This window comes from Celeribacter ethanolicus, assembly GCF_002407265.1.
Classification (GTDB): Bacteria; Pseudomonadota; Alphaproteobacteria; order Rhodobacterales; family Rhodobacteraceae; genus Celeribacter; species Celeribacter ethanolicus.
On sequence record NZ_CP022196.1, the window covers coordinates 3,080,981 to 3,100,342 of the forward strand.

The 19,362-nt window shown below is 59.9% G+C and carries 25 protein-coding genes; 24 read left to right on the forward strand and 1 reads right to left on the reverse strand.

Annotated features, from left to right (window positions below):
* The first annotated feature begins 76 nt into the window (after positions 1-76).
* From rpsE to CEW89_RS15205, 7 genes are all read left to right on the forward strand, one after another.
* Positions 77-637 (forward strand): 30S ribosomal protein S5, encoded by a 561-nt coding sequence (gene rpsE / locus CEW89_RS15180; protein ID WP_066707083.1) that lies wholly within the window; start codon positions 77-79, stop codon positions 635-637.
* 12 nt (positions 638-649) lie between these two features.
* On the forward strand, positions 650-838 hold the full coding sequence (gene rpmD, locus CEW89_RS15185) for a 50S ribosomal protein L30 (protein ID WP_096806461.1): 189 nt from the start codon (positions 650-652) through the stop codon (positions 836-838).
* A 146-nt stretch (positions 839-984) separates the two neighbouring features.
* Positions 985-1,365 carry a COG4315 family predicted lipoprotein gene (locus CEW89_RS15190; protein ID WP_096806462.1) on the forward strand — a complete coding sequence of 127 codons (381 nt, stop codon included), beginning with the start codon at positions 985-987 and terminating at the stop codon, positions 1,363-1,365.
* Between the two features lie 58 nt (positions 1,366-1,423).
* The gene (locus tag CEW89_RS15195; protein ID WP_096806463.1) at positions 1,424-1,933 is read left to right on the forward strand and encodes an RNA polymerase sigma factor; all 510 of its coding nucleotides are present in this window, start codon (positions 1,424-1,426) and stop codon (positions 1,931-1,933) included.
* Positions 1,930-2,670: an anti-sigma factor family protein gene (locus tag CEW89_RS15200; RefSeq protein WP_096806464.1), complete on the forward strand. Its 741-nt coding sequence runs from the start codon at positions 1,930-1,932 to the stop codon at positions 2,668-2,670. Before CEW89_RS15195 ends, CEW89_RS15200 begins: the two co-directional genes overlap by 4 nt.
* Positions 2,671-2,823: 153 nt before the next feature.
* Positions 2,824-2,961 carry a hypothetical protein gene (locus CEW89_RS20885; protein ID WP_155846163.1) on the forward strand — a complete coding sequence of 46 codons (138 nt, stop codon included), beginning with the start codon at positions 2,824-2,826 and terminating at the stop codon, positions 2,959-2,961.
* A 188-nt stretch (positions 2,962-3,149) separates the two neighbouring features.
* Entirely contained in the window at positions 3,150-3,362 is a 213-nt protein-coding gene (locus CEW89_RS15205) for a DUF1127 domain-containing protein (protein WP_066707096.1), read from the forward strand.
* A 414-nt stretch (positions 3,363-3,776) separates the two neighbouring features.
* Here CEW89_RS15205 and CEW89_RS15210 read toward each other — a convergent pair whose 3' ends face one another.
* The gene (locus CEW89_RS15210; protein ID WP_096806465.1) at positions 3,777-4,337 is read right to left on the reverse strand and encodes an ion channel; all 561 of its coding nucleotides are present in this window, start codon (positions 4,335-4,337) and stop codon (positions 3,777-3,779) included.
* A 126-nt stretch (positions 4,338-4,463) separates the two neighbouring features.
* Between CEW89_RS15210 and rplO the strand changes: the two genes are divergently transcribed.
* The 17 genes from rplO (at position 4,464) to CEW89_RS15295 (ending at position 19,360) form a co-directional block, all read left to right on the forward strand.
* Complete coding sequence (rplO, locus tag CEW89_RS15215; RefSeq protein WP_096806466.1) at positions 4,464-4,940, forward strand: 50S ribosomal protein L15; 477 nt, start codon at positions 4,464-4,466, stop codon at positions 4,938-4,940.
* Positions 4,941-5,044: 104 nt separating this feature from the next.
* Complete coding sequence (gene secY, locus CEW89_RS15220; RefSeq protein WP_096806467.1) at positions 5,045-6,403, forward strand: preprotein translocase subunit SecY; 1,359 nt, start codon at positions 5,045-5,047, stop codon at positions 6,401-6,403.
* Positions 6,400-6,975, forward strand: a complete 576-nt coding sequence (locus CEW89_RS15225) for an adenylate kinase (RefSeq protein ID WP_066707107.1) — start codon at positions 6,400-6,402, stop codon at positions 6,973-6,975. Before secY ends, CEW89_RS15225 begins: the two co-directional genes overlap by 4 nt.
* A 220-nt stretch (positions 6,976-7,195) precedes the next feature.
* Complete coding sequence (gene rpsM / locus CEW89_RS15230; protein ID WP_066707110.1) at positions 7,196-7,564, forward strand: 30S ribosomal protein S13; 369 nt, start codon at positions 7,196-7,198, stop codon at positions 7,562-7,564.
* Between the two features lie 15 nt (positions 7,565-7,579).
* Complete coding sequence (rpsK, locus tag CEW89_RS15235) at positions 7,580-7,969, forward strand: 30S ribosomal protein S11 (protein ID WP_066707113.1); 390 nt, start codon at positions 7,580-7,582, stop codon at positions 7,967-7,969.
* Positions 7,970-8,092: 123 nt separating this feature from the next.
* The gene (locus tag CEW89_RS15240; RefSeq protein WP_066707119.1) at positions 8,093-9,109 is read left to right on the forward strand and encodes a DNA-directed RNA polymerase subunit alpha; all 1,017 of its coding nucleotides are present in this window, start codon (positions 8,093-8,095) and stop codon (positions 9,107-9,109) included.
* 177 nt (positions 9,110-9,286) lie between these two features.
* Positions 9,287-9,715, forward strand: a complete 429-nt coding sequence (gene rplQ / locus CEW89_RS15245) for a 50S ribosomal protein L17 (RefSeq protein WP_066707122.1) — start codon at positions 9,287-9,289, stop codon at positions 9,713-9,715.
* A gap of 217 nt (positions 9,716-9,932) precedes the next feature.
* Positions 9,933-10,544 (forward strand): autoinducer binding domain-containing protein, encoded by a 612-nt coding sequence (locus CEW89_RS15250; RefSeq protein WP_066707125.1) that lies wholly within the window; start codon positions 9,933-9,935, stop codon positions 10,542-10,544.
* Between the two features lie 54 nt (positions 10,545-10,598).
* Positions 10,599-11,186 (forward strand): acyl-homoserine-lactone synthase, encoded by a 588-nt coding sequence (locus tag CEW89_RS15255; RefSeq protein WP_066707128.1) that lies wholly within the window; start codon positions 10,599-10,601, stop codon positions 11,184-11,186.
* A gap of 88 nt (positions 11,187-11,274) precedes the next feature.
* Positions 11,275-12,588, forward strand: a complete 1,314-nt coding sequence (locus tag CEW89_RS15260) for a replication-associated recombination protein A (RefSeq protein ID WP_096806468.1) — start codon at positions 11,275-11,277, stop codon at positions 12,586-12,588.
* Positions 12,589-12,636: 48 nt separating this feature from the next.
* A complete protein-coding gene (gene crcB, locus CEW89_RS15265; protein ID WP_066707133.1) occupies positions 12,637-13,011 on the forward strand; it encodes a fluoride efflux transporter CrcB in 375 nt (124 codons plus the stop codon).
* Positions 13,008-14,057: an RluA family pseudouridine synthase gene (locus tag CEW89_RS15270; protein ID WP_066707136.1), complete on the forward strand. Its 1,050-nt coding sequence runs from the start codon at positions 13,008-13,010 to the stop codon at positions 14,055-14,057. The genes crcB and CEW89_RS15270 overlap by 4 nt, the downstream gene beginning before the upstream one ends.
* Positions 14,054-14,722 (forward strand): HAD-IA family hydrolase, encoded by a 669-nt coding sequence (locus CEW89_RS15275; RefSeq protein WP_096806469.1) that lies wholly within the window; start codon positions 14,054-14,056, stop codon positions 14,720-14,722. Before CEW89_RS15270 ends, CEW89_RS15275 begins: the two co-directional genes overlap by 4 nt.
* A 2-nt stretch (positions 14,723-14,724) precedes the next feature.
* Positions 14,725-15,432 carry an ATP12 family chaperone protein gene (locus CEW89_RS15280; protein ID WP_096806470.1) on the forward strand — a complete coding sequence of 236 codons (708 nt, stop codon included), beginning with the start codon at positions 14,725-14,727 and terminating at the stop codon, positions 15,430-15,432.
* Between the two features lie 228 nt (positions 15,433-15,660).
* Complete coding sequence (locus tag CEW89_RS15285) at positions 15,661-16,686, forward strand: amino acid ABC transporter substrate-binding protein (RefSeq protein WP_066707144.1); 1,026 nt, start codon at positions 15,661-15,663, stop codon at positions 16,684-16,686.
* A gap of 138 nt (positions 16,687-16,824) precedes the next feature.
* Positions 16,825-18,045, forward strand: coding sequence for an amino acid ABC transporter permease (locus CEW89_RS15290; protein WP_066707149.1), 1,221 nt, complete (start codon positions 16,825-16,827; stop codon positions 18,043-18,045).
* Between the two features lies 1 nt (position 18,046).
* Positions 18,047-19,360: an amino acid ABC transporter permease gene (locus CEW89_RS15295; RefSeq protein WP_096806471.1), complete on the forward strand. Its 1,314-nt coding sequence runs from the start codon at positions 18,047-18,049 to the stop codon at positions 19,358-19,360.
* Positions 19,361-19,362: the final 2 nt, after the last annotated feature.

Consider the following 19,362-nt stretch of genomic DNA (forward strand, 5'->3'; position numbering starts at 1 on the left):
CGCCTTTCGGGCGCCCTTCACTAAGGATCGAGTTCAACGGCGTTTTTCGAAGCGCCACCTCCAAAAGGAAAGTTCTATGGCAGAACGTGAAAACCGCCGGGATCGTCGCGAGCGCGAGGAAGCCCCGGAATTCGCAGATCGTCTTGTCGCGATCAACCGTGTGTCCAAAACCGTCAAAGGTGGTAAGCGCTTCGGCTTCGCCGCTCTCGTGGTTGTAGGCGACCAGAAAGGCCGCGTCGGCTTCGGCAAAGGCAAAGCGAAAGAGGTCCCCGAGGCCATCCGCAAAGCCACCGAGCAAGCCAAGCGCCAAATGATCCGCGTGCCGCTCAAAGAAGGCCGCACCCTGCACCACGACATCGAAGGTCGTCACGGTGCCGGTCGCGTCGTGATGCGCACCGCCCCGCAAGGTACCGGGATCATCGCCGGTGGTCCGATGCGCGCCGTGTTCGAAATGCTCGGCATTCAGGACGTGGTTGCCAAATCCATCGGCTCCCAGAACCCGTACAACATGATCCGCGCCACGCTGGACGGCCTCAAACTCGAAGCCTCCCCGCGCTCCGTGGCTCAGCGTCGCGGCAAGAAAGTCGCCGACATCCTGAAAAAGGATGAACCGGCTGCTGAAGCTGCTGAAGCGTAAGGAGACTGACTCATGGCTAAAACCATCGTTGTGAAACAGATCGGCTCCCCGATCCGTCGTCCCGCGAAACAGCGTCAGACCCTGATCGGTCTCGGCCTGAACAAGATGCACAAAACCCGCGAGCTGGAGGACACCCCCTCCGTGCGTGGCATGGTCAACTCCATCCCGCACCTCGTCGAAATCGTCGAAGAGCGTGGGTAAGCCCCGACCGCAAGATTTCAAACGCCCTGCCTTCTCGGTGGGGCGTTTTTCTTTTAAAAATTCATATCGGTCGGGAATAAACCCGCCTTGCGCGCTGTATCTCTCATGTCTGCACCCGAGCAGACGATGTTTTTTGGAGATCAGACATGCTCAAGACCCTTCCCCTTGCGGCGGCCCTCGCCGCTTTCGCCACCACCGCCATCGCCGCCGACGCCCCCGTCGTGACCGGCAAGCTGGGCGAGGCCACCTATCTGATGGATGCCAGCACCCACATGACGCTCTACACCTTCGACAAGGACGAAAAGGGCGTGTCGAACTGCTATGACATGTGCGCCGCCAATTGGCCGCCGGTCGTGGGCGATGCCGACATGGAGCTGCCCTCCGGCTATTCCCTGATCACCCGCAAGGAAGGTTATGAGCAGGTGGCCTACAAGGGCATGCCGCTCTATGGTTGGGTCAAGGACGAAAAACCCGGTGACATGACCGGTGAGGGCGTGAACGGCGTCTGGCACGTCGCCCGCCCGTAACAGCGCATATCAGGCCGGGGAGGGGCGACCCTCCCCATTGATCCTTCCGGGAGGCGTCATGCCGCGGTTCAGACAGGAATTGAAAGAGGCCCTGCCGTCGCTCTGGCGTTACGCCTATGTCTTGACGCGAGATCGCAGCCGGGCCGACGATCTCGTGCAGGACTGTGCCGAGCGCGCCCTGCGCAAACGGCATCTCTGGCAGGAGGATCGTCCGATCCGGCCCTGGCTCGCGAAAATGGCGCTGAACATTCATCGCAACGGGTTGCGGACATCTGCCGCGCGCCACATCCATGTTGCCTATGACGAGGCCGATCTCTCGCCTCACGCTTTGCCCTCGGCGGAGCAGGGGCTTGAGGCGATGGAGATGCTGCGTCGCGTTGACGCTTTGCCGCCCGAACAGCGCGAAGTGCTTTTGCTCGTGGTCATCGATGGTTTGAGCTATGCAGAGGCGGCGGGCGTTCTCGACATCCCGATCGGCACGGTGATGTCGCGGATCTCGCGCGCTCGTGCGAGTTTGAAGCAGGAGCCGACACCGGGACCGCCCGTGCGGCTGAGGAGTGTGACATGACGGATGCGCAGGATTTCGACATTCATCGGTATCTCGACGGGGAAATGACCCGTGACGAGGCCCTCGCGTTCGAGCGCCGGATGGAGCATGACGAGGCGCTCGCCACAGAGGTTGCGGAGATGATGCAAGATATGGACAGGTTGCGCGCCGCCGTTCCGACCCCGTCCGAGGCGCATCTGGACAACCTCCTGTCCCGCGCCGAACCCGTCGCCCGCCCGATCTGGGGGCAACTGGCCGCGGCGGTCGTGCTTTTGGCCGTGGGCTTTGGTGGCGGTCTTCTGACGCGCGGGCCGGGAGCTGCGCCGGATATGGCCGGCGATGTGCTCGCCCAGGCTTCCGCCGCCCACGCGCTTTATTCCGTCGAGGTGGTGCATCCGGTCGAGGTGCCCGCCTCCGAGCGCGATCACCTCAAGGGCTGGCTCAGCAATCGTCTGGGTGCCGAGGTGCGCATTCCCGACCTGACCGGCGCGGGGCTGTCCCTCGTCGGCGGGCGGCTTCTGCCCTTCGAACAGGGGGCCGCCGCGCAGTTCATGTATGAGGATGCGGAGGGCGCCCGCGTGACCCTTTACCTGACGCCTGCGCAGACCCGTGGCACCTCGGCGCTGCGTTACGGCCAGAAAGATACACTTTCCGCCGCCTATTGGCAGGACGGTCTCTGGCATTATGCCCTCGTCGGTCCGATGGGGCGCGACGGTCTCGCCAGAATTGCCCAGTCGGTGCAAGGCGCGCTGTTCTGATCCTCAACATTTCAGAAACAAGTTGAGAGAAAAGTCGCGTTCCCGCCGCATTGCTTTCGGCGGGCGTTAACACTTACGCGCGACACTTTTCCTGTACCAACCCGCCACGCCCACAGGGGCAGGCGATCTCGTGACAGTGAAAGGAACAGACCGATGACCGCATTTACCAAAGCCCTGCAAGACTGGATGGCCAATTTCATAACCAGCATCCCGGCTTTTGACCTCTCCGTGTTTGACATGTCGGAACCGGGCGAGCGCTGGGTCAAGTCGCATTACGGGCGACACGGCTGACCGATGAATAATTTTTGGGCCTATATGGACAAAATTTAACCAGTTTTAAAACTGCTTGCATTATGTGCATAGCGGCCTCTCGAAAACTGGGGGATGTCATTCGTCCGGACTCCCCCTACATCGGCGGCACATTGAAAGAGACCCCATTTCCGGGGCATTCCGGCCCCGTTCAATAAAGGACAAGAACAATGGCTCACTTCACCGACACCACCCGCACTTCGGGTTTCGGCTTCTCTCTGCGCAACATGGTTGCCCGCCTGCGCGAGGCCCACGCCCGCCAGCGCGCCTATGCCGACACCTACAACCAGCTCAACGCACTCTCCGACCATGAACTGCACGACATCGGTCTGGGGCGCTCCGACATCATGGACATCGCCCGGCAAACCGCCGCGCGTATCTGACACGCTTTATCCGAGAGGACCCGACATGCAACGCGCCGCCTCCTTCCTGAAACCGAACCGCCTGATGGCCGCCCTGCGCGACCGCTGGCATGCCGGTCCGATCCCGTGCTGGAAAGACTACCTGCGCGCCACCGCCGAGTGAGGCACCGGGCAGGCCGCTGTCGAGACATCGCTGGACAAGACAGACACCCCGCAGGAGACTGTGGGGTGTTTTGGTTGGGTGATTTAAATTGAAAATTAATGTATTATGACTATATTATAGGTGAGTTAGTTTAGGCAGTGTTTGTAAAGTCGTATGGGAGAGTTGTCATGAGTGTGAAGACATACCGGTATATGCACTATGTAGGTACGATGCTGGCCATCGGTGCCGCCCTCGTTGTGCTCATTTCCGTTACTATTTCTGCGCTCTGAGATTTATTTCGGTTGTGCTGCAAAAAACGCGGTTCCGACAATCATGCCCAAATGAAGATTGCCAAGAATCGACTGAAGCGCGGCAAACATTCGGGCGTCCGTTGCTGGTCTGAAGTCGCCAAAGCCTAATGTTGAGAACGTTACGGTCGAGAAATAAATGTAATCTCTGACTGAAGGCGCGATATTTTGGTCCGGCCCTATAATTTCATATATTCTATAGATGAGCGAGAAACTCATTATCGATAGGCTTATTGATATAAGTGTATCAACAGCAAGGCGAGCTGGGTTGGGCCAAAAATTCTGAGATGTCAAAAACGGAATGGCAGCAATTACCAGTAAGAAATATGCGAACGACCAGATAAGCGCTACAAACGCGACAAAACGCTGACCTGAAATGTCAAGACGGGGAATGGCTGCTTCGGCTATAAGAGCCAATACGATAACAAGTGATAGCAGGCTCCAAACTTTCCGGCCATTGCTTCCAAATGTACTGGTGCGTTTCGGGAATAAGAATTTCAAGATATAAAGCCCTAATTGGATAGTGTCGGAGAATGTAATAGCCATTCTTGCATTCTTAAACAGCTCAGTCTATACGCCCCCGGTGGACAGCCCTGTCCATCAGAATCAACACATGTAAGCCGTGTTTGCCCACTCCGTCGCTGGAGGGCACATCCGGCAAGGAGAAGCGACATGAAACTGCACGAACTGCGCGACAATCCCGGCGCAACCAAAGCCCGCACCCGCGTTGGCCGTGGCCCCGGCTCCGGCAAAGGTAAAATGGGTGGCCGTGGTATCAAAGGTCAGAAATCCCGTTCCGGCGTGGCCATCAACGGCTACGAAGGCGGCCAGATGCCGCTCTACCAGCGTCTTCCGAAACGCGGCTTCACCAAGCCGAACGCGAAGAAATACGCTGTCGTGAACCTCGGCCTGATCGAGAAATTCATCGAAGCCGGCAAGCTCGACGCCGCCAACGTGACCGAAGAGACCCTCGTGACCTCCGGTCTGGTGCGCCGCAAACTCGACGGCATCCGCGTTCTGGCCAAAGGCGATGTGAAATCCAAACTCACCATCACCGTGACCGGCGCGTCGAAATCCGCTGTCGAGGCTGTTGAAAAAGCCGGCGGTTCGCTGACCGTTGCCGTGAAGGCCGACGCGGCAGCCGAATAAGGCTTGTGGCAAGGGCCTTCGCCCCTTACATCAAGACCTGAGTTTTCCAAGCGCCGCCCCCCGGAAAGCCGGACGGGCGGCGCTGACGTGAATAGAGAGACCATATGGCATCCGCAGCAGAACAAATGGCGGCGAACCTCGACTGGGGCACCCTCGGGAAGGCCAAGGAGCTTCGCCAGCGTATCTTTTTCACCATCGGTCTGTTGATCGTCTACCGTCTCGGGACCTTCATCCCGGTGCCGGGCATCGACGGCAACGCGCTCAAAGACTTCATGGATCAGGCGGCCTCGGGCCTCGGCGGCATTCTGTCGATGTTCACCGGTGGCGCGCTCGGCCGGATGGGGATTTTTGCCCTCGGCATCATGCCCTACATCTCCGCCTCCATCATCGTGCAGCTTCTGACCTCGATGGTTCCCTCGCTCGAGAACCTCAAGAAAGAGGGCGAAGCGGGGCGCAAGAAGATCAACCAGTACACCCGTTTCGGCACGGTCGCTCTGGCGCTGTTCCAGGCCTACGGTCTCGCCGCCTCGCTTGAGGCCGGGAACCTGGCCCACGATCCGGGTTGGTATTTCCGCGCGGGCGTCGTGATCACGCTGGTCGGCGGCACCATGTTCCTGATGTGGCTCGGTGAACAGATCACCAACCGCGGCATCGGCAACGGCATCTCGCTGATCATCTTCGTCGGCATCGTCGCCGAGATCCCGGGCGCTCTGGCTCAGTTCTTTGCCTCCGGTCGTTCTGGTGCGATCTCTCCGATCGTGACGCTGATCGTGATTGCCATGGTCGTGGCCGTGATCGCCTTTGTGGTCTTCATGGAACGCGCGCTGCGCAAGGTGCATATCCAGTACCCGCGCCGCCAGCAGGGTATGAAGATCTATGATGCGCAGTCCTCGCACCTGCCGATCAAGGTGAACCCGGCGGGCGTGATCCCGGCGATCTTCGCCTCGTCCCTGCTGCTGCTGCCGACCACCATCGCGACCTTCTCGGGTCAGCAAGACGTGGGGCCGGTGATGTCCACGATCCTCGCCTATTTCGGGCCGGGTCAGCCGCTTTACCTTCTGTTCTTCACGGCGATGATCGTCTTCTTCGCCTATTTCTACACCGCCAACGTCGCCTTCAAATCGGAAGACGTGGCCAAGAACCTGAAGAACCAGAACGGCTTCATTCCCGGCATCCGTCCGGGGAAGAAAACCGAGGAACACCTCGATTACATCGTGGCCCGTATCCTCGTGATCGGCTCCGCCTATTTGGCCGCAGTCTGTCTGCTGCCGGAAATTCTGCGCAGCCAGTTCGCCATTCCCTTTTATTTTGGCGGCACTTCGGTGTTGATTGTGGTATCGGTGACGATGGACACGATTCAACAAATTCAGTCCCACCTGCTGGCGCACCAGTATGAGGGGCTCATCGAGAAATCTCAGCTGCGCGGGAGGAAGCGCAGCAAAAGAGGGACAGCAAGACGATGAATATTATTCTGCTTGGACCGCCGGGCGCGGGCAAGGGAACGCAAGCACAACGTCTCGTGGAGGAGCGGGGCATGGTGCAGCTTTCGACCGGGGATATGCTGCGCGAAGCACGCACCTCCGGCACCGAAATGGGCAAGAAAGTCGCGGCGATCATGGATGCGGGTCAACTTGTGACCGACGAAATCGTGATCGGCCTGATCGAAGAGAAGATCCAGCACGGCTCCGCCGGCGGCTTCATCTTCGACGGTTTCCCGCGCACTCTGGGTCAGGCGGACGCGCTCAACGAGTTGCTGTCCCGCAACGGCGCCCAGCTCGAAGCCGTGATCCTGCTCGAGGTCGATGACGAAACGCTGGTGAAGCGCATCGTCAATCGCGCCGCCGAAGCGGTCGCTGCGGGCAAGGAAGCGCGCGCCGACGACAACGAGGAAAGCGTTAAGATCCGCCTGATGGAATATTACAAGAAGACCTCTCCGCTGATCGGCTACTACTACGCCAAGGGCGATCTGAAGACGGTCGACGGGCTTCAGAGCATGGACCAGGTCTCCGCGGATATCGCAAAGGCGCTGGCCTGAGGAATTCAATCGCCGGAAGGTCTTGACCCTCCGGCGATTCGACTCTATGGCAACCCATCCCCTCTGGGGTAAAGGATTCGCAAACGGGTCGTTTCAGCTCATGTTCGCCCGGACGCAATCATCACCTGAATTCAGCTGTCGCTCGCGAGGGACCCCCCGCGAGCTTCCGTTGTGAAAAAAGGTTCCGGGGTTACGGAACCGCAACGAAAGGAAAGTCAACGTGGCACGTATCGCCGGCGTCAACATCCCGACCGCCAAGCGCGTTCCGATCGCGCTCACCTATATCACCGGCATTGGCAACACCTCTGCCGTCGCCATCTGCGAAGCCGTCGGCATCGACCTTACCCGTCGTGTCAACGAGCTGTCCGACGCCGAAGTTCTCGCCATTCGCGAGCACATCGACGCCAACTACACCGTCGAAGGTGATCTTCGTCGTGAAACGCAGATGAACATCAAGCGTCTCATGGACCTCGGCTGCTACCGCGGCCTGCGTCACCGCCGGAACCTCCCGGTTCGCGGTCAGCGCACCCACACCAACGCCCGCACCCGCAAGGGCCCGGCGAAGCCGATCGCCGGCAAGAAGAAGTAAGGGGAGTATTCAGACATGGCACGTGATACCCGTCGCACGAAGCGTAAGGTTTCCAAGAACATCGCCGCTGGCGTTGCTCATGTGAACTCCACCTTCAACAACACCAAAATCCTGATCTCCGACGTGCAAGGCAACGCGATCTCCTGGTCGTCCGCTGGCACGATGGGCTTCAAAGGCTCCCGCAAATCCACTCCGTATGCCGCTCAGATGGCTGCCGAGGATGCGGGCCGCAAAGCTCAGGATCACGGTGTGAAAACCCTCGAAGTCGAAGTGCAGGGCCCGGGTTCGGGTCGTGAGTCCGCGCTGCGCGCACTCGCTGCCATCGGCTTCAACATCACGTCGATTCGCGACGTGACCCCGATTGCGCACAACGGCTGCCGCCCGCCGAAACGTCGTCGCGTGTAATCGAAATAACGATTTCAGGATCGCGGGCCATGTTTGCCCGCGGTCCGTTTTTGCGTTTTGAGACCCCTCGGGCGTCCCCCCGTTTAAGGACATGGGCGGGAGGACAAGAATGGAGGCACCAGCATGATCCACAAGAATTGGGCCGAGCTCATTAAACCGCAACAGCTTGAAGTGAAACCGGGCAACGAACCGGCACGTCAGGCTACCATCGTTGCCGAACCGCTTGAGCGCGGCTTCGGTCTGACGCTGGGCAACGCGCTGCGTCGCGTGCTGATGTCGTCGCTGCAAGGCGCGGCCATCACCTCCGTTCAGATCGACAACGTCCTGCACGAGTTCTCCTCGGTCGCGGGCGTGCGTGAAGACGTCACCGACGTCATCCTGAACCTCAAAGGCGTGTCGCTGCGCATGGAAGTCGAAGGGCCGAAGCGTCTCTCGATCTCCGCCAAAGGTCCGATGGTCGTGACCGCCGGTGACATTTCCGAATCGGCTGGCATCGAGGTCCTGAACAAGGATCACGTCATCTGCCACCTCGACGATGGCGCCGATCTGTTCATGGAGCTGACCGTCAACACCGGCAAAGGCTATGTCTCTGCCGACAAGAACAAACCGGAAGATGCGCCGATCGGCCTGATCCCGGTCGATGCGATCTATTCGCCGGTCAAGAAAGTGTCCTACGACGTGCAGCCGACCCGTGAAGGTCAGGTGCTCGACTATGACAAGCTGACGATGAAAATCGAAACCGACGGTTCCGTGACCCCGGAAGACGCCGTGGCCTTCGCTGCGCGCATCCTTCAGGACCAACTGGGCATCTTCGTGAACTTCGACGAGCCGGAATCGGCTGGTCGTCAGGAAGAAGACGACGGTCTCGAGTTCAATCCGCTTCTTCTCAAGAAAGTGGACGAGCTGGAACTGTCTGTCCGTTCGGCGAACTGCCTCAAGAACGACAACATCGTCTACATCGGCGATCTCATCCAGAAAACCGAAGCCGAGATGCTCCGCACCCCGAACTTCGGCCGCAAGTCGCTCAACGAGATCAAAGAGGTTCTGTCCGGCATGGGCCTGCACCTCGGCATGGATGTCGAAGAGTGGCCGCCTGAGAACATCGAAGAGCTGGCGAAGAAATTCGAAGACCAGTTCTGAGTGAAATGTTGAGGGTCGGCAAAAAGGTCCGACGCTTGTCCGACAAAAGTCCGACGCTTTGCCGACCCTCAAATCCGGGCATTTTGCCCACCGAAGACACGGGCATTCCGCCCCAAGGAGAACCGGTGACACGCATCGCCGGTCAGACAAAGCAAAACACGCTAAAGGAGATAGAAAATGCGTCACGCTAAAGGTTACCGCCGCCTCAACCGGACCCACGAACACCGCAAAGCGATGTTCTCCAACATGGCAGGCTCGCTCATTGAGCACGAACAGATCAAAACCACGCTGCCGAAAGCCAAAGAGCTCAAGCGCATCATGGACAAGCTGATCACCCTCGGCAAACGCGGCGATCTTCACGCCCGTCGTCAGGCTGCTGCTCAGCTCAAACAAGACAAAGACGTCGCCAAACTCTTCGAAGTTCTGGGTCCGCGCTATGCTGAGCGTGCCGGGGGGTACACCCGCGTTCTGAAAGCCGGTTTCCGTTACGGCGACATGGCTCCGATGGCGATCATCGAGCTCGTGGACCGTGATCCGGCCGCCAAAGGCGCCGCCGACAAAGCCCGCCTCGAAGCCGAAGAAGCTGCGATGGCTGACGAAGACTGATCCCGGTTTTCTGTGCGATTTCGAAAGCTCCGCTTCGGCGGAGCTTTTTCATTTTGCAGGAATGGGCGCGAAATTGAGCAGCCTGTGCGCCGCCTCTTTCACTATTCACCATGTAACGTGATTTTGGCTTTCAAAATCTGACTCTTTGGTTTACTCATCTTAAGGGTGATCGCCTTATGGTTGTCACGCCTTTCGTAACCCAAAATGAATTTTACCCATGCGTGACACGACAGAACTCAATCGACTGTTTGCCCAGCTTCGCTCCGCATCTCCCGTCGGATATTCCGCCGGGTTGCACATCCGTTTCGCCTCGCCTCTGGTCGCGGAATCGACCTACGACCCGAAATGGCTCGAGCATTATGCGGCAAATGCTTACGCGTTGAGGGATCCGATGATCGCCTGGGGTTTGAGCTGCGAAGGGTCTACAAGGTGGAGCGAAATAGAACTCCCCGATCCATTCCAAATTTGGAGGCAGGCCGCCGAATTCGGCCTGAACTACGGTGTTGCCGTGTCCTGTGGACCGGTTCAGTCACGAAGCATTGTAGGTTGCGCCCGGGCCGATCGCGAATTCACGGATCAGGAGATCTCGAAAATCGTGACGATCGTGCGCACGCTGCATGAAATCTCTGAGCCGCAAACGGATCTGACACAGGCCCAAATTCAGGCCCTCCGGTGCATCGCGGGCGGTGATCGTCACGCAGCAGCCGCGGCCAAACTCGGGATCTCGGAGAGCGCGCTGAAGGCGCGTCTCGTCTCTGCCCGGGAACGTCTCATGGCCCGGACGACCTCGGAAGCCATCCAAAAAGCCAAGGAGATCAAGCTGTTGTGACGGTGCTTGCTCCCGCGTTGCGTTGAAGAAATCAACCAACACCGGAGACGTACCATGCAAACGACCACGCTTTCTTTTGCCAACCTGCACAACCATGGCGATCTTTTTGCCAATATGCTTCGCGCGCGACACGAAACGTTCATCCAGCACGCGAAATGGGATCTGCCCCAGGCGGATGGCATGGAATACGATCAATACGACACGCCCGCGTCCCGTTGGATCGCGGTTCACGAGTTTGGCGATGTGTTGGCCGGTATCCGCTTGACCCCCACGACCACGCGCTGTGGCATTTATTCCTACATGATCCGCGATGCCCAACGCGGTCTGCTCGACAGTATCCCGTCGGATCTTCTGTTCGACGAGGCCCCGGTGGCGGAGCATGTCTGGGAATCGAGCCGGATTTTCGTATCGCCACGGGTGCCTGCGAAATCCCGTCTCAAAGTCCAGATGAGCCTGATCGGGGAGATGACGAATTCCGCGCGTGAGCTGGGCGCGACCTCGGTCGTCTGCCTGATCCCGGAGAACGGCAACCGCTGGGGGCGCCGTGTCGGGCTCGACATCGACGTGATCGGTCCGGTGATGGACATCGGCGGTGCTCGCAACGCCTGCATGCGCATCAATTTGATCAACAAACTGCACTGATCCGATGTGCTTGAGAAAGGGGCCAGAACGCTGCCTTTTGGCCCCGATCCCTCTTTCGCGCGCCGCTCAGGCGGCGTAACCTCGGGCTATGGCCGATCTGTTCTCTTCCGATGATACGCCCCCGAAGCACAGTGCCGCGCCGCGGCCGCTGGCTGACCGGTTGCGCCCGCAACATCTGTCCGAGGTGATCGGTCAGCAACAGGTGCTGGGGCCCGAAGCTCCGCTGGGGGTCATGCTTGCCTCGGGGGCTTTGTCGTCGATTATTTTCTGGGGCCCGCCGGGGGTGGGCAAAACCACCATCGCGCGGCTTCTGGCGGATGAAACGGATCTGCATTTCGTACAGATCTCCGCGATTTTTTCCGGGGTGCCGGAGCTGCGCAAAGTGTTCGAGGCGGCCAAACTCAGACGCGCGAACGGGCAGGGAACGCTTTTGTTCGTCGACGAAATCCACCGTTTCAACAAGGCGCAACAGGACAGTTTCCTGCCGCATATGGAGGATGGCACGATCCTCCTTGTGGGCGCGACGACGGAGAACCCGTCCTTCGAACTGAACGCCGCTGTGCTGTCGCGATCACAGGTCATGGTGCTGACGCGGTTGACGCATGAAGACCTTGCGCAACTGACCGAACGGGCGGAGCGAGAGCTGGACAAGACCCTCCCCCTGACCGAGATGGCCCGCTTTGCGCTCTATGAGATGGCCGATGGCGACGGGCGCACGCTTTTGAACCTGATCGAACAGATCGCCGCGTGGAAAGTGGACGCCCCGCTCGATCCGGAGCAGCTTGGCAAGCGCCTCATGCGTCGGGCCTCGAAATACGACAAGAGCGGTGACGAGCATTACAACCTGATCTCTGCCCTGCACAAATCGGTACGCGGGTCCGACCCGGATGCAGCGCTGTATTGGTTCGGGCGGATGCTGGAAGGGGGCGAAGATCCGCGCTATCTGGCGCGTCGGATGTTGCGCATGGCGATCGAGGACATCCAGCTCGCCGATCCGCAGGCCCATGCGGTTGCGTTGCATGCCTGGGAAACCTATGAACGGCTCGGCTCGCCGGAGGGGGAGCTGGCGCTGGCGCAATGTGTGGTGTACCTCGCGCTCGCGCCGAAATCGAATGCGGTCTACACGGCGTTCAAGGCGGCCCGCGCGGCGGCGCGCAAGACCGGCTCTGAACCGCCGCCGAAACATATCCTGAACGCGCCGACGAAACTGATGTCGGAGCAGGGCTATGGCGAAGGTTATGCTTACGATCACGACGCAGAAGACGGGTTTTCGGGCCAGAACTATTTCCCCGACACGCTGCCGCGCACGCAGTTCTACCAACCGGTTGAGCGCGGTTTCGAGCGCGATCTGGCCAAGCGGGTGGCCTATTTCGACAAGCTGCGCAAACAACGGGGCGGTTGACATTCGGAGCCGTCCCCCACAGGAACACGGGCAACTGAAGAGGATGACATGGCACCATTGATCCAGGTTGCATTGGGCGGCGCAGTCGGTGCTTCGGCGCGCTATCTGTCCGGTCTCGCGATGACCCATCTCATGGGCAAGAGTTTTCCGTGGAACACGATGTTCGTGAACTTCCTCGGTTCTTTTCTCATGGGGGTCGTGGTGGTGACGCTGGCGCATGAAAACGGCAACCGCTTTGCGCCGCTACTTATGACGGGCATGCTGGGTGGGTTCACCACCTATTCGGCCTTCTCTCTGGATGCGATGACCATCATAGAGCGGGGCGATTACGGGATCGGGGCATTCTATGTCCTTGGCACGCTGGTGCTGGCTCTGGGCGGGATTGCCCTTGGCCTCTTCGCCGCAAGGAGTTTCTACGCATGAGCGCAGTTCAGACGATTACGATTGGCGACGACCAGCCGGAGCAGCGGCTCGACCGCTGGTTCCGCAAGATGTTCCCGCAGGTGACCCAGGGCAATATCGAGAAGATGTGCCGCAAGGGCGAGATCCGCGTCGATGGCGCGCGGGCGAAATCGAATACGCGCGTCGGTCCGGGTATGGCGATCCGTGTGCCGCCGTTGCCGGATGAAAACGCGCCGAAACCCGAGCGCAGCGATGTGAAGGTCTCGAAATCCGATGCGCAGATGATGCGCGATGCGGTGATCTATCAGGACGAATATCTCATCGTGATCAACAAACCGGCGGGGCTGCCGACACAGGGCGGTTCGAAGCAGACCCGCCATGTCGACGGGTTGTCGGTGGCGCTTCAGGGCGATTTTCCCGAAAAGCCGCGGCTTGTCCACCGGCTCGACAAAGACACGTCCGGCGTCCTGGCTTTGGCGCGCACGCCTGCGATTGCCTCGAAACTGACCGAAGCCTTCCGCCACAAGAATACGCGCAAGATTTACTGGGCGCTCGTGGCCGGCGTGCCGACGCCCTATCTGGGCGAGATCAAATACGGTTTGGTCAAGGCGCCGGGGCGCGGCAAGTCGGGCGAAGGTGAGAAAATGATTGCCGTACATCCGCGCGATGTCGATGCAACGCCGGGCGCGAAACGGGCGCAGACGCTGTACGCCACGCTCTACCGCGTCGGGTCGCGGGCATCTTGGGTGGCGATGGAGCCGATCACCGGCCGCACCCACCAGCTCCGCGCGCATATGGCGGAGATCGGGCATCCGATCATCGGCGATGGCAAATATGGTGGCTCCGGTCAGGAAAACCTCGGCGATGGCTGGGGGGCACAGCTTGGCGGAATCATCTCGAAGAAACTGCATTTGCATGCCCGGATGTTGCGGTTCGAGCATCCTGTGACGAAAAAGATCATCTCCGTGACGGCGCCGCTGCCGGATCATATGAAACACAGCTGGGACACGTTCGGCTGGACCGAAGACCTCGCCGCAGAAGACCCGTTCGAGGATCTGCGGGGATGAAGCTCGTCATTTTCGACGTGGACGGCACGCTGGTCGACAGTCAGGCACATATCGTGCTGTCCATGGCGGCGGCGTTTGAGGCGGTGGGCCTGCCGGTGCCGGATCGGGATGCGATCCTGTCCATCGTCGGATTGTCCCTGCCGCTGGCGGTGCGTGAGCTGGCCCGCAATGCCGATGACGCTACGCTGGGCCACATGGTTGACGCCTATAAAGACGCGTTCCACACCCATCGTCTGGCACAGGGCGCCGCGGCCTCGCCGCTTTATCCCGGCGCCGAAGAGGCGGTGCGCCGACTGGGGACGCGTGACGATCTGTATCTGGCGATTGCGACAGGCAAGAGCCGACGCGGATTGACGGCCTTGCTCGAAAGTTGGGATTTCGCGGATCTCTTCGTGACGACGCAAAGCGCCGACGATCACCCGTCGAAACCGCATCCGTCCATGGTGATGAGCTGTCTCGTGGACACGGGGGTAGATGCCTCCGAGGCGGTGGTGATAGGCGATACGACTTACGATATGGAGATGGCCCGCGCGGCGCGGTGCAAGAGCATCGGTGTCAGCTGGGGTTATCATGGGCGCGAGGCACTGATCGAGGCAGGGGCCGCGACCGTGCTGGATGATTTCGGACAGCTCGAAGGCGCGCTTGAGACGATTTGGAAGGACTGAACATGGCGGAATGGGCGGCGAAGCGGTTTTGGAAAGACACCACCGTGGCGGAAACGGAGGGCGGGTTCACCGTACATCTCGACGGGCGCCCAGTTCGGACGCCCGCGAAGGCCCCGCTCATTCTGCCGACCAGGGCCTTGGCCGAGCTGATCGCCGCCGAATGGGACGCGCAGGAAGGCGCGATTGACCCGAACACAATGCCTGCAACCCGTGGTGCCAATGCAGCCATCGACAAAGTGGCGGTGCAGCATGCCGAGGTCGCCGATATGCTGTCGGATTACGGCGACAGCGATCTTCTGTGCTACCGAGCCGAACATCCGCGCGAGTTGGTAGAGCGTCAGGCGGAGGGCTGGGACCCGCTGCTGGATTGGGCGTCGGAGGTTCTTGAGGTACGTTTGGAGCCACGCGCGGGGGTGATGCATGCCCCGCAGGCGACGGACGCGCTTGAGGCATTGCGCCGTAGAACCCATGCGCTGAACGCGTTCGAACTCGCGGCCTTCCACGATCTCGTGGCGCTTTCGGGGTCACTGATTCTGGGCTTTGCGGTGACCGAAGGGCGGCTTACGCCCGAGGAAGCCTGGGCGCTGTCGCGGCTCGATGAGGCGTTCCAGATCGAGCAATGGGGCGAGGATGAAGAGGCGTCCGAGGCATCCGAGATCAAGCGCCAGAGCTTTCTTCAGGCGGCGCTGTTTTACCGCGTGGTCAATTAAGCGGCGCTGGGGCGGCTGGAAAGCCCAATCGTCGCGCAGAACTGCCATGGATTTGATCAAATGTGCAGAGGCCATGCATAATTGTGATCGTGGCCTTGACGTTCTGGAATGAATCCTCCCAAACTAAGCTCATTGAAAGAGCATTTGCTCATTTCGATATCGCCCCCGGTCCACAGGGAAGACCGGTAGAAGCGCCTGGCAGAGGCGCAACATCAGGAAGAGGTAAATATGAAAAAATCCGTATTTCTTGGCGCGCTGACGCTGGCAGGTCTGGCTGCCGGGACGGCGATGGCCCAGGATTCCTCCACGCTCGCCGCCGTGAAAGAGCGCGGTGTGCTGAAATGTGGCGTGAACCCGGGCACCCCGGGCTTCGCTGCGCCGGATGCAAGCGGCAAGTTCGTGGGTTTCGACGTGGATGTGTGCCGTGCTGTTGCCGCCGCGATCTTTGGTGATTCCGAAGCCGTCGAATACACCCCGCTGACGTCGGCCGTGCGTTTCACCGCGCTGGCCTCCGGCGAAGTCGACATGCTGGCCCGCAACACCACCTGGACCTTCTCGCGTGACGTCGACCTGAAAAACACCTTCGTCGGCGTGAACTACTACGACGGCCAGGGCTTCATGGTGCCGAAAGATCTTGGCGTGTCCTCTGCGAAAGAGCTGGGTGGTGCAACCGTGTGTATCGAAACCGGCACCACGACCGAGTTGAACCTCGCCGACTACTTCCGTGTGAACAACATGGAATACGAACCGGTTCCGGTCGAAAGCTTCACCGAGGCCCAGACCCAGTTCCTCGCCGGTGCTTGCGACGTCTACACCACCGACGCCTCCGCTCTGGCCGCCTCGCGCGCCTCCTTCGAGAACCCGGAAGGCTACGTGGTTCTGCCGGAAATCATCTCCAAAGAGCCGCTCGGCCCACTCGTGCGTCATGGCGATGACAACTGGGGCGACATCGTGCGCTGGTCGCTCAATGCGATGATCGCGGCCGAAGAATACGGCGTGACCTCCGCCAATGCCACCGAACTGGCGAAAGGCACCGAAAACCCGGAGATCAACCGTCTCCTGGGTGTCGAAGGTGAGCTGGGCGCGATGCTCGGCCTCGACAACGCTTGGGCTCTGAACATCATCACCCAGGTTGGCAACTATGGCGAAAGCTTCGAGAAGAACATCGGTGAAAACACTCCGGTGGGTCTGGCTCGTGGCCTCAACGCACAGTGGACCGAAGGCGGCCTGATCTACTCGCCGCCCTTCCGCTAAGACTGACAAAAGGGAAGGGCGCGGGATACACTCCGCGCCCTTTGCCTTTCTGGCTCTGCTCACTTCAAGACCATCGAATATGCGAACGGGAAAATCCGGGCGGCAGTGGGGCTATATCTAAACAGGGGACCGTCACTCATGACGACAGCGACAAACACGCCGGAAGATCAGGGCTTTCGGCTGAGCCAGCTGATCTATGACACGCGCTATCGCTCGATCACCATTCAGGTGATCGCGATGCTCGCGTTCATGTTGATCGCGGCCTTTCTCATTCGCAACACGATCATCAACCTTTCGGCTCTGGGCAAGGACATCGACTTCGGGTTCCTGTTCAACCGGGCGGCTTATGACATCAACCAGCAGATCATTCCCTACACCTCCGATGACCCGCACTGGCGGGCCGCGCTTGTCGGGCTTTTGAACACGCTTCTGATTGCCATTCTGGGCTGTACGCTGGCCACGGTGATCGGGGTTGTGGCGGGCGTTTTGCGCCTGTCGAAGAACTGGCTGACGGCCAAGATCATGACGGTCTATGTCGAAAGCTTCCGCAACATCCCGGTGCTTTTGTGGATTCTCGCTTTCATGGCGGTGCTCTCCGAAGGCCTGCCGGCGCCGCGCGCCTTTCGGGGCGAAGACCCGGCGGCCTCCATGTGGTTCTGGGACAGTGTGGCGGTGACCAATCGCGGTACTTATGTTCCGGCGCCGGTCTGGGGCAGCGGGTCGAGTGTTGTGGTCATCGCTTTCCTTTTGTCGCTTCTCGGCATTTGGGCCTTTGGTAAATGGTCGAACCGCCATTTCGAGGAAACCGGCCAGCACCTGCCGAATTTCTGGATCAAGCTGGGCATTCTGATCGTGCCCTCCGTGCTGGTCTATTTCGTCATGGGCCGCCCGGTCTCGCTGTCCTATCCGGAGCTCAAGGGCTTCAACTTCGATGGCGGTCTGCACATGCGCAACTCGATGCTGGCGCTGTGGCTGGCGCTGAGTTTCTACACCGGCTCCTTCATTGCAGAGATCGTTCGTTCGGGAATTCTCGCGATCTCGAAAGGCCAGACCGAAGCCGCCTTCGCGCTGGGGCTGCGCCCGTCCTGGACGATGAACCTCGTGATCCTGCCGCAGGCTCTGCGGGTGATCATTCCGCCGCTGATCTCGCAATACCTGAACCTGACGAAGAACTCCTCGCTCGCGCTGGCCGTGGGCTATATGGACCTTCGCTCGACGCTGGGTGGCACCACGCTCAACACCACGGGGCGAGAGCTGGAATGCATGCTGTTGATGATGCTGATCTATCTGATCGTCAGCCTGATCATTTCCTCGGGCATGAACATCTACAACAAATCCGTGAAGCTGAAGGAGCGTTGAGATGAGCCAAACGACAAAATCCCTCGCTTATGTGCGCAAGGAGATGCTGGATCAGCAACCCGCGCCGCGGTCTCAGGTCGGGTTCACCCGCTGGGCCCGTGACAACCTGTTCTCCGGCTGGTTTAACACTGTGCTGACGCTGGTCTCCCTGTTCGTGATCTACAAGGTGCTCGCGGCCACCCTGCCGTGGATTTTTGGCGGGGTCTGGAACGCGGACTCTCTGGCGCAGTGCCGTGTCATCATGAACGAGACCTACGGCAACACCCATCACGCCTGCTGGGCGGTGATCCATGAGCGCTGGAACCAGTTGCTCTACGGGTTCTACCCGGAGACACAATACTGGCGTGCCAATTTGGCCTTCGTCCTGATGCTGGCCTCGCTTGCTCCGGTGCTGTTCGACAAGGTGCCGCGCAAGATGCTCTACCTCACGATGGCTTTCCCCTTCCTGCTCGTCTGGCTGGTCTGGGGCGGCACGATTTGGGGGGTGACTTCTGTCGCCTTCGGTTTTGCCCTAGGCGGGATCGCTTTCAAACTCGTGGATCGTTTCGGCTCCATGGCGCTCTCGGCCATTGCCGCAGTTGCGGTGGCTGCCGTCTGGTGGCTGTTCATCGGTCCGTCGGTGGTCGAGGGCCTCAATTCCGTCGCGCCCTTGGGGCATCTCGAAGAGGTCCAAAGCCGCGACTTGGGCGGCTTCATGATCTGTGTGATCATCGGCATCTCCGGCATCGCGCTCTCACTGCCCATCGGCATCGTCCTGGCGCTGGGTCGTCAGTCGGACCTGTTCATTGTGAAAACCATCTGTGTGGGTTTCATTGAGTTCATCCGAGGCGTGCCGCTCATCACGCTCCTGTTCACCGCCTCGCTTTTGCTCAACTACTTCCTGCCGCCGGGCACGACGTTTGATCTGACCTTGCGGGTTATCATCATGGTAACGCTGTTCTCGTCGGCTTACATGGCGGAGGTGATCCGGGGCGGCCTCGCGGCCCTGCCGAAAGGCCAGTATGAGGCGGCCGACGCTTTGGGTCTCGATTACTGGAAAGCTCAGCGCCTCATCATCATGCCGCAGGCGTTGAAAATCTCCATCCCGGGCATCGTGAACACCTTCATCGGTCTGTTCAAAGACACCACCCTTGTGATGTTCATCGGCATCTACGATATGCTGGGCCTTTCCAACGCCATTCGCGCCAACGCAGCGTGGAACGGCATCTATTGGGAGCTGTTCATCTTCATCGGCGGGGTCTTCTGGATCTGCTGTTTCGCCATGTCCCGTTATTCTCAGTGGCTGGAGCGCAAGCTCCGCACCGATCATCGTTAAGA